The sequence below is a fragment of the Teichococcus wenyumeiae genome (assembly GCF_003696345.1).
In the GTDB taxonomy this organism is placed as follows: Bacteria; Pseudomonadota; Alphaproteobacteria; order Acetobacterales; family Acetobacteraceae; genus Pseudoroseomonas; species Pseudoroseomonas wenyumeiae.
This window is the reverse complement of sequence record NZ_RFLX01000035.1, coordinates 19,728-31,180: the sequence shown is the minus strand read 5'-3', so window position 1 is coordinate 31,180 and position 11,453 is coordinate 19,728. Positions and strand designations below refer to the sequence as shown.

At 67.1% G+C, this 11,453-nt stretch carries 11 protein-coding genes; 6 read left to right on the top strand and 5 right to left on the bottom strand.

Going from position 1 to position 11,453, the window contains the following annotated elements:
- Positions 1–725: 725 nt before the first annotated feature.
- Complete coding sequence (gene cysS, locus EBE87_RS23680) at positions 726–2,156, top strand: cysteine--tRNA ligase (protein WP_120639301.1); 1,431 nt, start codon at positions 726–728, stop codon at positions 2,154–2,156.
- 341 nt (positions 2,157–2,497) lie between these two features.
- Entirely contained in the window at positions 2,498–3,103 is a 606-nt protein-coding gene (locus tag EBE87_RS23675) for a hypothetical protein (protein WP_120639302.1), read from the top strand.
- Between the two features lie 111 nt (positions 3,104–3,214).
- Here EBE87_RS23675 and EBE87_RS23670 read toward each other — a convergent pair whose 3' ends face one another.
- On the bottom strand, positions 3,215–4,132 hold the full coding sequence (locus tag EBE87_RS23670) for a protein-methionine-sulfoxide reductase heme-binding subunit MsrQ (RefSeq protein ID WP_233553303.1): 918 nt from the start codon (positions 4,130–4,132) through the stop codon (positions 3,215–3,217).
- 128 nt (positions 4,133–4,260) lie between these two features.
- Here EBE87_RS23670 and copM point away from each other — a divergent pair, with 128 nt between their 5' ends.
- The 3 genes from copM (at position 4,261) to EBE87_RS23655 (ending at position 7,167) form a co-directional block, all read left to right on the top strand.
- Positions 4,261–4,602: a CopM family metallochaperone gene (gene copM, locus EBE87_RS23665; protein ID WP_120639303.1), complete on the top strand. Its 342-nt coding sequence runs from the start codon at positions 4,261–4,263 to the stop codon at positions 4,600–4,602.
- A 74-nt stretch (positions 4,603–4,676) separates the two neighbouring features.
- A complete protein-coding gene (locus EBE87_RS23660) occupies positions 4,677–5,513 on the top strand; it encodes an RNA methyltransferase (protein ID WP_120639304.1) in 837 nt (278 codons plus the stop codon).
- Positions 5,514–5,580: 67 nt separating this feature from the next.
- Positions 5,581–7,167 carry an ABC transporter substrate-binding protein gene (locus EBE87_RS23655; protein WP_120639305.1) on the top strand — a complete coding sequence of 529 codons (1,587 nt, stop codon included), beginning with the start codon at positions 5,581–5,583 and terminating at the stop codon, positions 7,165–7,167.
- Between the two features lie 60 nt (positions 7,168–7,227).
- Here EBE87_RS23655 and EBE87_RS23650 read toward each other — a convergent pair whose 3' ends face one another.
- The 3 genes from EBE87_RS23650 to EBE87_RS23640 all read right to left on the bottom strand — a co-directional run bounded on the left by EBE87_RS23650 (position 7,228) and on the right by EBE87_RS23640 (position 10,348).
- Positions 7,228–7,413: a phage tail protein gene (locus EBE87_RS23650; protein WP_120639306.1), complete on the bottom strand. Its 186-nt coding sequence runs from the start codon at positions 7,411–7,413 to the stop codon at positions 7,228–7,230.
- 11 nt (positions 7,414–7,424) lie between these two features.
- Positions 7,425–8,786 (bottom strand): glutathione-disulfide reductase, encoded by a 1,362-nt coding sequence (gene gorA / locus EBE87_RS23645; RefSeq protein ID WP_120639307.1) that lies wholly within the window; start codon positions 8,784–8,786, stop codon positions 7,425–7,427.
- 83 nt (positions 8,787–8,869) lie between these two features.
- Positions 8,870–10,348 carry an NAD-dependent succinate-semialdehyde dehydrogenase gene (locus EBE87_RS23640; protein ID WP_120639308.1) on the bottom strand — a complete coding sequence of 493 codons (1,479 nt, stop codon included), beginning with the start codon at positions 10,346–10,348 and terminating at the stop codon, positions 8,870–8,872.
- A gap of 216 nt (positions 10,349–10,564) precedes the next feature.
- Here EBE87_RS23640 and EBE87_RS23635 point away from each other — a divergent pair, with 216 nt between their 5' ends.
- A complete protein-coding gene (locus tag EBE87_RS23635) occupies positions 10,565–10,717 on the top strand; it encodes a DUF3309 family protein (protein WP_120639309.1) in 153 nt (50 codons plus the stop codon).
- A gap of 144 nt (positions 10,718–10,861) precedes the next feature.
- Here the strand turns inward: EBE87_RS23635 and EBE87_RS23630 are convergent, their stop codons facing one another.
- Positions 10,862–11,296, bottom strand: a complete 435-nt coding sequence (locus tag EBE87_RS23630; protein ID WP_120639310.1) for a hypothetical protein — start codon at positions 11,294–11,296, stop codon at positions 10,862–10,864.
- Positions 11,297–11,453 lie beyond the last annotated feature (157 nt).

Genomic DNA, 11,453 nt, shown 5'->3' with positions numbered 1-11,453 from the left:
CCATCGGCATAGGTGGTCTTGACGTCCAGCTGGACCGCCATCTCCACGCCACCCACCAGAGCCTTGAGACCAGACCCGGCGGGTAGCTCACCTTGCTTGAAAACCTGGCCGAAAGTTGTGACGCCCCCCTGAAGAGTATTGGCGCCAGCATTTTCGAGATTCAGCTTGATTTGCATGAATAATACCGCCGATGAAACTGGTTTTGCTTGCCCACGACTTCGATCCACCGCGCTGACGCCCGTGCCCCCAAGGCGCCCGGCGCCAGTAAGGCTCGTCTTCGATTGTGTTCACAAAAGCGCGATCTCTCGAGAACGTGATCGCACATTTACGCTCGGCGTAAAAGCCTCGGCACAAAACCTGACATGACGACCTTGCCGCAGAATTGACGGCGCCACGAAATCGGATAAGTGGTTGATATCGAAAGGCTGATGAAAAACGTTGCCACGCCGCAGATATCTCGGAAGGCGCGATGCACCGGGCAGATAATGAATTTATTCAGATAAGATTCATTAATGATACATATTGCGGCGCAAGCTTCAGCTTGGCAGCGACCGCCGCAGGGCTGGAAAAGCGGCTTGAGCTGGGTTTTTGCGCAAATTTACGTGATTTCGACCCAGCGCTGTTGGCGCATCCAGGGGAAGCGCCGCGCCGTTTCCCATCAGGGGCAAGGCGGGCTAGTATCCGCGCCTTTCCTTTTTCGCGACGACCCTGACAGGCCCAGCTGGATGACCGAACTTGCCTTCCACAACAGCGCTACTCGCCGGCGGGAGCCTTTTGCTCCCATCGATGCGCAGCATGTGCGCCTTTATGTGTGTGGGCCGACGGTCTACGACCTGGCGCATCTGGGCAATGCCCGGCCGGTCGTCGTCTTCGACGTGCTGGCGCGCCTGCTGCGCCGCCGTTTCCCGCGAGTCACCTATGTCCGGAACATTACGGACGTAGAGGACAAGATCAACGACCGCGCCCGGGCCAGCGGCGAGCCGATCAGCGCCATCACCGCCCGCACCACCGCGGATTTCCACCGGGACATGGCCGCCCTCGGCGCCCTGCCCCCGGATGAGGAGCCGCGCGCCACTGACAATATTGGCCAGATGATCACCATCATCGAGAAGCTGATCGCGGGCGGCCATGCCTATGAGGCCGAGGGGCATGTGCTCTTCTCGGTGCCGAGCTATCCCGCCTATGGCCAGCTCTCCGGCCGCTCACCCGAGGAAATGCTGGCCGGCGCACGGGTCGAGGTCGCACCTTATAAGCGCGACCCCGGCGATTTCGTGCTCTGGAAGCCCTCGGATGCCGAAACCCCGGGCTGGGACAGCCCCTGGGGCCGTGGCCGCCCAGGCTGGCATATCGAATGCTCCGCCATGTCCTGGCGCTACCTGGGGCCGGAATTCGATATCCATGGCGGCGGGCACGACCTGCTCTTCCCGCACCACGAGAACGAGCTGGCGCAATCCGTCTGCGCCTTCCCCGGCAGCCGCTTCGCCCGCACCTGGATGCACAATGGCATGCTGCTGGTGAACGGGGAGAAGATGTCGAAGTCGCTCGGCAACTTCCTCACGGTGCGGGACATCCTGCAGAACGGCCCCTGGGCCGGAGAGGCCTTCCGCCTGCTGCTGCTGAAGACGCATTACCGCGCCGCGCTGGACTATTCACAGGAGCGGCTGGAGGAAGCGCGCGGCGAACTGGACGATTTCTACGCCCTGCTGGCCCGCGACCTGCCGCAACCCGAGGCCGATGATGCCCTGGTGGCCGAGATGGCCGAATGGGCGCTGGAGCCGCTGGCCGATGACCTGAACACACCGCTGACCATCGCCCGCCTGCGCGACCTGCGCACGCTGGAGAATGTGGCCACCGTGGGTGGTTCCGCCACCGCCGTGATCAGCCGCATCGGGCGGCACTGGGAACCTGCATCCGGCCAGGCGGCAGCGGCGCTGCGGCAGGCGGCGGAGGTGCTGGGGCTGCTCGGCGCCGACCCGAAGGCCTGGCGCCAGGGCGGATCGGATGACAGCGCGGCGATCGAGGCGGCCATCGCCGCCCGCCTCGCGGCCCGCGCCGCCAAGAACTGGGCGGAGGCGGACCGCATCCGGGCGGAACTGACGGCACAGGGCATCGTGCTGGAGGATTCCGTCGCCGGCACCACCTGGCGCCGAGCCTGAGGCGCTTCCGCGCGGCAGAAGTGAACATGGGCCGCCATCGGCGGCGGCCCATGATGGGCACCGGGGTTTACCGCTGCGCCTTCGGTTCGGTGGCGAAGGGACTTCCACCAGCCCTGGTATCTCTGGCGCTTGTCAATCAGCCAGCGGACAGCAATTCGGTATTACCACCTTCGCACCAGAACCATCTCACGTAACGCACCTTTATCGTCGCCAGCGAAGCAGACCTTCACAGAGAATGCGAGGCGCCGATGCCGACTGTTCGCACTCTTCTATGGGACAACACAGTTCCAACGTCGCTGGCATCCAGGATGCGGACCGCCCGCAGCAGATATCTGCGTGACATGATCGATAAAGTGCATCGCCGTAAGGGCGGATGCTCGATTGTCGACATTGGCGGTGACCGCGAATACTGGGAAATTTTCTGCGAGGGCTATCTGCGGTCGAGGAACGTCAAGGTAGTACTGGCGAACATCAAGTTCAGCGGCGATAGCAGCGCGGAAGACGGGATATTCCGCTACATCGGCGCCGATGCCCGGGTGCTTGACGGGTTCCGGGACAAGCAGTTCGACATATCCCATTCGAACTCGCTCATCGAGCACGTCGGCTCCTGGAAAGACAAGAAGAGCACCGCCGACGAGACAAGGCGGATCGCCCATTCGTATTATGTGCAGACGCCGAACTACTGGTTCCCGATCGAGCCGCACTTCCTCGTCCCCGGCTTTCAGTTCCTCCCCAAGCAGGCGCGGATCGCGCTGATCAGGAAGAAGAACCGCGGCTGGATCCAGAAAGCGGAGAGCTATTCGGATGCCGCGGAAGTGGTGGAAGGCTGCGACCTGCTCAGCACGACGGAGATGAAGGTGCTGTTCCCGGATGCGACGATCATCCCCGAACGCTTCCTGGCCCTCACGAAGTCCCTCATCGCGATCGGCGGGCGGCTGGACGCGTAGCCTTCTCGCCCCGGCCGCCGCCCCTTTTCAGTGCGCCATGCGCCGCAGCGCGCCCTGACGGTTCATCAGGACAGGCTCCAGCGGCACCGGGGGCGCCGGGGCCTGCGGGCTTCAGGGGCCGACGGCATGGGCTTCCTTTGCCGGCGCCGCGCCACGCCGCCGGGGCGGCTTCCGGGCCTGCAAGCGGCGGCCCAGAATGCCCACCACCAGCATCCCGGCCGAGACGATCCCCACCCAGAGCGCCGGGCGCAGGCCGAATTCCACATCCAGGTTCGCCATCAGCACCGGCCAGAAGGGCGCGCCGGTGCCGATGCCGTACCAACCGGCCTCCAGCAAGGCCGTGCCCAGCGCCGCCAGCGGCACCAGCAGGGCCAGCCGCCACAGCGGCGGCGCCGCGCCTTTGGGCGACAGCAGGCGGTAGCCCATCAGCCACAGGAACAGGCCGGCGGTCAGCATGGCCTCGGTGACGTCGAGCTTGGTCTGCAGCACGAAATGCACCAGTCCGAGGATGGCGATGCCGTAGACGATGCGGTGCAGCAGTTGCCACCGCTTCCCGCCCATGCGCTTCACCCATCCATCGGTGGAGGTGACGCCCAGCGCTACCAGCCCGGCTAGGGCGATGAAGCCGATGGTCAGGTAGAAGCGCAGCACGATCTCTGACACCACCTTGCCGAGGTCGAAGCCCGTATCGCTGACATAGAGAAGCAGATGTGCCAGGGCATAGACCATGGCCGCCACGCCGACCATGCGGCGCACCAGCATCACCCGCGGCTGCCGCAGCATCTGGCGCAGCGGCGTCACCAGCAGCGACAGGAGCAGGATGCGGATGGCCCAGAGTCCTGTCAGGTGAATCGCCTCGGTATAGGGGCGCGGCCCGAGCGAGTACGTGGCCGCCAGCCAGGCCAGCCAGAGCGCCGGCAGGCAGAGGCCCACCAGCACGGCCAGCTTGAAGGGCGAGAACTCCCCCTGGCGGTCGCGCCATGGCGCGCTGAGGAAAGGCGCCGGGGCGGAAAGGGCACGGGCTGTCATGCGCGCGGGCATCCTGCTGTCGTCCCGCAGATGTGGGCAGCCTCGGGCAGAACTGAAGGCAGGCGGGGCTTGCCTTCCCATAGGGGCAAGGATGCATCTGATGCGGCATGCACAGGAGAACCGCGCCCATGAAGTCCATCGCCCTTGCCTTGGCCCTGCTTCTTTCGCCGGCGGGCGCCGTGCTGGCACAGCATGCCGGCCACGGCGCCGCGCCGGCCGCCGAGACGCCCGCCACCCGTGCCTACCGGGATTCGATGGCCCGGATGCACCAGGACATCCCGCTGACCGGCGACGCCGACCGGGACTTCGCCGCCAGCATGATCCCGCACCACCAGGGCGCCATCGACATGGCGCGGATCGAGCTGGAGCACGGCCGGGACCCCGAGATGCGCCGCATGGCGCAGGAGATCATCGCGGCGCAGGAGCGGGAGATCGCGCAGTTGCGCGCCTTTCTGGCCCGGGGGCGCTAAACCCTTTTCCCGGCGGCGCGGCGGGGCTATCGGGGCGCCATGCGCACCAAGCCCCCTGCCCCCAGCTCCGCACCATGACCGGCCGTGACGGCGGCGCCGACCTGGCGCCCTTGCCGGGCGAAAGCCCCATCGTCGTGCTGGTGCGCCCGCAGCTGGCCGACAATATCGGCATGGTGGCGCGGGCCATGGCCAATGGCGGGCTGTTCCACCTGCGGCTCGTCGCCCCGCGCGACGGCTGGCCGCAGGAACGCGCCTGGTATGCTTCCTCCGGCGCCGACCGCATCCTGGATGCCGCCACGGTCCACCCGACGGTGGCCGATGCGGTCGCCGACTGCCACCGCGTCTTCGCCACCTGCCCGCGCCCGCGCCATGTGATCGTGCCGGTGCATACGGCGCGCGGCGCGGCGGAGGAGCTGGTGAAGATCTGCCGGGGCGATGAGCACCGCGTCGCCATCCTCTTCGGCCCCGAGCGGGCCGGGCTGGAGGCCGAGGACATGGCCCGCGCCGATACGCTGGTGCGCTACCCGCTGAACCCCAAGCACATGTCGCTGAACCTGGCGCAGGCCGTGATGATCATGGCCTATGAGTGGTGGAACGCGGCGGAGGACCAGACACCCCCCCGCCAGTTCATGACCAACGAGACCAGCGTCGCCACCAAGGGCGAGCTGGACAACTTCCTGGAACGGCTGGTGCGGGAGCTGGACGCCTCCGGCTTCCTGGACAACCACCCGAAGCGCGCCGGCATGGTGCGCAACCTGCGCCACTGGTTCAACCGGGGCGAGGTGACGACGCAGGAGCTTCGCACCCTGCACGGCGTGGTCAGCGAACTTTCCAAGGGCCGCATGCTGCGCGGCCGCCCGGCGGAGGAAGACCCGCCGCCGCCCTGGCAGGAAGAAGCACTGTCGCGTTGACCCCTTCGCGAAGGGCTGCCTAGTCTCCTCCCAAGTCCCCGTCAAAGGGATAAGGGAGGATAACATCATGCATAGGCGCACCCTGTTGCAGGGCGCAGCGCTGGGCGGCTTCGCCCTGTCGCGCCCCGCCCTGGCCCAGCCGGCGAAGGCATCGACCCTGCGCTTCGTGCCGCAGGCCAATCTGACGGCGCTGGACCCGATCTGGACCTCGGCCATCGTCACGCAGATCCACGGCTACCACGTCTATGACACGCTCTATGGCGTGAATGCGGAACAGCAGCCGCTGCCGCAGATGGCTGAAGGCCACACCGTCTCCGACGACAAGCTGACCTGGCGCATCCGGCTGCGCGACGGGCTGCGCTTCCATGACGGCGAGCCGGTGCTGGCCCGCGACGCCGCCGCCAGCCTGGAGCGCTGGTCGAAGCGCGACCCCTTCGGGCAGTTGCTCGCCAAGGTGGTGGAGCGCTGGGGCACGGCCGATGACCGCACCGTCGAGATCAGGCTCACCCGCCCCTTCCCGATGCTGCTGGATGCCATCGCCAAGCCCGATGCCAATGTCGCCTTCATCATGCCGGAGCGGCTGGCGCGCACCGATGCCAATACGCAGATCTCCGAGGTGATCGGCTCCGGCCCCTATCGCTTCGTAAAGGAGGAGTTCAGCACCGGCAGCCGCTCGGTCTACGCCAAGTTCGACCGCTACGTGCCGCGCGAAGGCACGCCGGAATGGAGCAGCGGCGGCAAGGCCGCGCATTACAACCGTGTCGAATGGCATGTGCTGCCGGACCCCGCCACCGCCGTCGCCGCGCTGAGCAATGGCGAGGTGGACTGGGTGGACCAGCCGCTGAGCGACCTGATCCCGACCCTGCAGCGCAACCGCAACGTCAAGATCGACACCCTGGCCACCGCCGGCAATCTCAGCCTGATGCGGCTGAACCACCTGCACCCGCCCTTCAACAACCCGAAGGTGCGGCGCGCGGTGGCGCTGGCCGTCAACCAGGCGGACTACATGCGCGTGACGATGGGTGAGGACCAGTCCATCTGGCGGGAATGCCACAGCCTCTTCCCCTGCGGCACGCCCTGGGCGACGGAGGACCTGTCGGAACTCAACAGCCCCCCGCGCAGCCTGGACCGCGCCAAGGCCGCCCTGGCGGAATCCGGCTATCGCGGGGAGAAGGTGGTGATCATCAACCCCACCGATTTCCCGCTGATCGGCCCGCATGGGCAGCTCACGGCGGATGTGCTGACCAAGATCGGCATGAATGTCGACCTGATGGAAAGTGACTGGGGCACCGTGGTGCAGCGCCGCGCCTCGCGTGAGCCAGTGGAGAAAGGCGGCTGGACCATCTTCCACACCTATGGCTCCTCCATGGCCTATCTGAACCCGGCGGTCTCTTCCCTGGTGAAGGGCACCGGCGAGGTCGGCTGGTTCGGCTGGTACAAGAGCCCGGAGATGGAGGAGCTGATCCAGACCTGGCTGGATGCGCCGGACCAGGCCACCCAGCGCCGCATCGCGGACGAGGTGAACAAGAAGGCGCAGGATGACGTCGCCACCATCCCGCTCGGCCAGTTCTTTGTCCGCACCGCCTATCGCAGCAACCTGACCGGCTTCGTGAAGGGCAGCATGCCCTATCCCTGGGGCGTGCGGCCGGCCTGAGAGCAGATCCCGGTCAGGTGCTTCCACCTGACCGGTGAAGATGCTCCCCGGTAGAATGCTCTAGCGCATCCGCATCACAGGCGCCCGGTCCACCTTCCAGGATTCGGGCCAGGCGCCCATCTTCTCCACCACCACCAGCCCGATGGCCAGCGCCAGCGCCACCAGCATGACGGTGGCCTTGCGGCGGCCGGGCGGATTGCGCACCAGCCGCGACATCATGATCGTCAGCCGCAGCAGCGGTCCCATGGCGGGCTGCCTCAGCCCACCTGCCGCGCCATGCTGCGCAGGGTGACGAATTCCTCGGCCGCCGTGGGGTGGATGCCGATGGTGGCGTCGAAATCCTGCTTGGTGGCGCCGGAGACAATGGCGATGGCGATGCCCTGCATCATCTCCGCCGCGTCGTCGCCCAGCATATGGGCGCCCACCACCTTCTGCGTGGCGCGGTCCACCACCAGCTTCATCAGCGTCTTGCGCGGGCGCTTGCTGATGGTGTGGCGCATCGGCGTGAAGCGCGTCAGGTAGATATCGACCGGGCCCTGCGCCGCCGCCTCATCCTCCGTCAGGCCGACCGTGGCGGCGGGGGGGATGGTGAATACGGCGGTGGGCACGTTCTTCAGGCTGGCGGTGCGCGGGCGGTTGCCGAACAGCGTATCGGCCAGCGCATGGCCCTGGGCCGTCGCCACCGGGGTCAGGTTCATCTGGTCCGTCACGTCGCCCAGCGCGAAGATATGCGGCTGCCGCGTGGTCTGGTTGCTGTCCACCGGAATGGCGCCGAAGCGGCCGGTCACGATATCCACCGCTTCCAGATTCAGGCCGCGGGTATTGGGCTGGCGGCCGGTGGCGAACATCACCGCATCCACCGTGACATGATGGCCGGCGGTGGTGGTGACGCAGATGCCGCCTTCCTGCTTCTCCAGCTTCGAGACCTCATGGCCGATATGCTGGGTGATGCCGCGGTCATCCAGCGCGTCCCGCATCGCCTCCCGCATATCCTGGTCGAAGCCGCGCAGCGGCAGCGGCTGGCGGTAGAGCAGGTCCACCTCCGCCCCCAGCCCGCGCAGCAGCGAGGCGAATTCCAGCGCGATATAGCCGCCGCCCACCACCGCCACGCGCTTCGGCATCTCTTCCAGCGTGAAGAGATCGTCGGAGATCATGCCCAGTTCGGCGCCGGGGATCTCCGGCTTCAGCGCATGGCCGCCGACGGCGATGACGATGCGCTCCGCCGTCACATGCCGGCCGCCGACATCCAGCGTATGGGCATCGATGAAGCTGGCGCGGCATTCGAAGGGCGTGACGCCGGCATTGGCCAGCAGGCGGCCATAGATGGCGGAAAGGCGGTGCACCTCGGCGTCCCGCGCCTGCTTCAGGGTCTGCCAGTCATGCGCCCCGGCCTGCATGTCCAGCCAGCCGAAGGCCTTCCCTTCCTCCGCCCATTGCCCGTATTCGGCGGCGTTCACCATGATCTTCTTGGGCACGCAGCCGACATTGACGCAGGTGCCGCCCCAGAAGCGCTCCTCCGCCACCGCCACGCGGGCGCCATGCGTCGCCGCGATGCGGGCACAACGCACGCCGGCCGAGCCGCCACCGATGACGAAAAGGTCGAAGTCATAGGCGGACATGCGGCGGCTCCCGGAAAATGGTCACGGCGGCAGAGATGCCCTCCGCCGCCGTGCCGTCAAGTCAGCGCGGGTCTGACCCGCGTTCAGGCGCCGATGCCGCCGAGCGCCAGGTACTTGGTTTCCAGGTATTCCTCGATGCCGTGGCTGCTGCCCTCGCGGCCCAGGCCGGACTGCTTGAAGCCGCCGAACGGCGCCTCGGCGGTGGAGATGATGCCCTCGTTGATGCCGATGATGCCGTATTCCAGCGCCTCGGCGACGCGGAAGATGCGGCCGACATCGCGCGAATAGAAATAAGCGGCCAAACCGAACTCGGTGTCATTGGCCAGCTTGATCGCCTCGGCCTCATCCTTGAAGCGGAACAGGGGGGCGACGGGGCCGAAGGTCTCCTCGCGGAAGATCAGCGCGTCATGCGGCACCTCGGCCAGCACGGTGGGCTGGAAGAAGTTGCCGCCCTTCTCGTGCGGCTTGCCGCCGGTCACGACCTTGGCGCCCCTGGAGAGCGCGTCGTTGATATGCTCCTGCACCTTCTTCACCGCATCGGCATTGATCAGCGGGCCCTGGGTGACGCCCTCCTCCATGCCGTTGCCGACCTTCAGCGCTTCGACCGCCGCCTTCAGCTTGGCGGAAAAGGCGTCATAGACCCCTTCCTGCACCAGCAGGCGGTTGGCGCAGACGCAGGTCTGTCCGGTGTTGCGGTACTTGGACGCGATGGCGCCCTTCACCGCTTCGTCGAGGTCGGCGTCATCGAAGACAATGAAGGGCGCGTTGCCGCCCAGTTCCATCGAGGTCTTCTTGATGGTCTCGGCACACTGCGCCAGCAGCACCCGGCCCACCTCGGTGGAGCCGGTAAAGGAGAGCTTCCGCACCAGCGGGTTGGCCGTCAGTTCCTTGCCGGTGGCGGAGGACGGGCCGGTGATGACGTTGCAGACGCCCTTGGGCATCCCCGCCCGCTCCGCCAGCACGGCGATGGCCAGGGCCGAGAAGGGCGTCTGGCTGGCCGGGCGGATGACGCCGGTGCAGCCCGCCGCCCAGCCGGGGCCGGCCTTGCGGGTGATCATGGCGGCCGGGAAGTTCCAGGGGGTGATGGCGGCGAAGACGCCCACCGGCTCCTTGGTCACCAGGATGCGGCGGCCCTTGGCATTCTGCGGAATGGTCTCGCCATTCACGCGGCGGGCTTCCTCGGCGAACCATTCGATGAAGCTGGCGGCATAGGCCACCTCGCCCTTCGATTCCGCGAGTGGCTTGCCCTGCTCCGCCGTCATGATGGCGGCGAGGTCGTCGGCATTGGCCAGCATGGCCGCCGCGATCTTCTTCAGGATGGCCGCGCGCTCGCTGGCCAGCATGGCCCGCCAGGCGGGCCAGGCGGCATTGGCGGCCTCGATGGCGCGGCGCGTCTCGGCCTGGCCCATGGCGGGCACGGTGCCGACCAGCTCCCCGGTGGCGGGGTTGCGCACTTCCAGCACCTTGCCGGAATCGGCCTTTACCCAGGCGCCATCGATGAAGTTGGCCTGGCGCAGCAGGTCCGGGTCCTTCAGCGGCAGCTTGGAGAGAGCATCGAGCATGGCATTTCCCTTTCCCAACGGCGCGGCCAGCGGCGTTCGGCCAGGTCGCGTCTGAACGGGAGGTTAGGCTGAGGGAGACGCGCTGTCAGCCTCGGTGGACCGGATTCCGGCCGAGGAGCCTGAAACATTCCGCGCTCATCCGGCGTTCAGCCCGCACATCCGGCACAGCCGGGGTCAAGCCACCACCCGGTGGCTTACAAGCACAAGAGGGACGTCATGGGTCTCATTCTTCTGATCATCGTGATCCTGCTGTTGATCGGCGCTCTGCCGCGCTGGGGCTACAGCTCCGGCTGGGGCTACGGTCCTTCCGGCGGCCTGGGGCTGATTCTGATCATCCTGCTGATCCTGGTCCTGATGGGCCGGCTCTAGCAGGCGGCGCCGCGCGGTCTTCTCCGGCCGCGCGGCATCTTCCGCTCAGGCTTCGGCTGCAGGCGCCGAGCTGACAGCCCCCACATCCTCCGTGCCGTCAATCATGGGCGCAGGCCGGCAGGAAAAGCTAAAGATCGCAGCTCTTTAGCGGCTCGCGACTGCCGGCGGCGGCAGGGCCTTGAGTGCCAGTTCCAGAGCCTCGGGCAGAGCACCCGCATGCAGGGCGCGGGTAATACGCTGTGCCGCCACCAGGCGCGGCCCTGACTTCTCCAGCACCACGGCCGCCCAGATCGCCACCGCCACCCCGGCGGCCAGGGCGATGTGCAACTGCACCAGCACCAGCAACATGCCGCCATGCAGCGGCGCCAGAAACACCGCCAGTGCCACCACCATGCCCGATAAGGTCAGGCCCAGCGCCAGCATCAGGTCGATCCGTGCCAGCCGCACCGTGACGGCGGCCTCCTGCCGCAGGCGAGGCAAAGCGGCATCCAGCGGGTTACGGACCATGGGTGCACTGCCACGGCTGGCCAGATAACGGCGGGCCAGAAATTCGGTCCGGGCAGGACGGGTCCAGCTCATGATGCGGCTCCGACAAACGCTTATGCTGCAATGCAGCAATAGGCCGGCGAGCCGCTCTTCGCCAAGGCCGGGGCGCTTGAGCCTCGGCCATGGGTGGCATGCACGGAACGGGATCGGGCCGGCTCTAGAACAAAGAGCCGGCCCGGCCGGTTGCCGC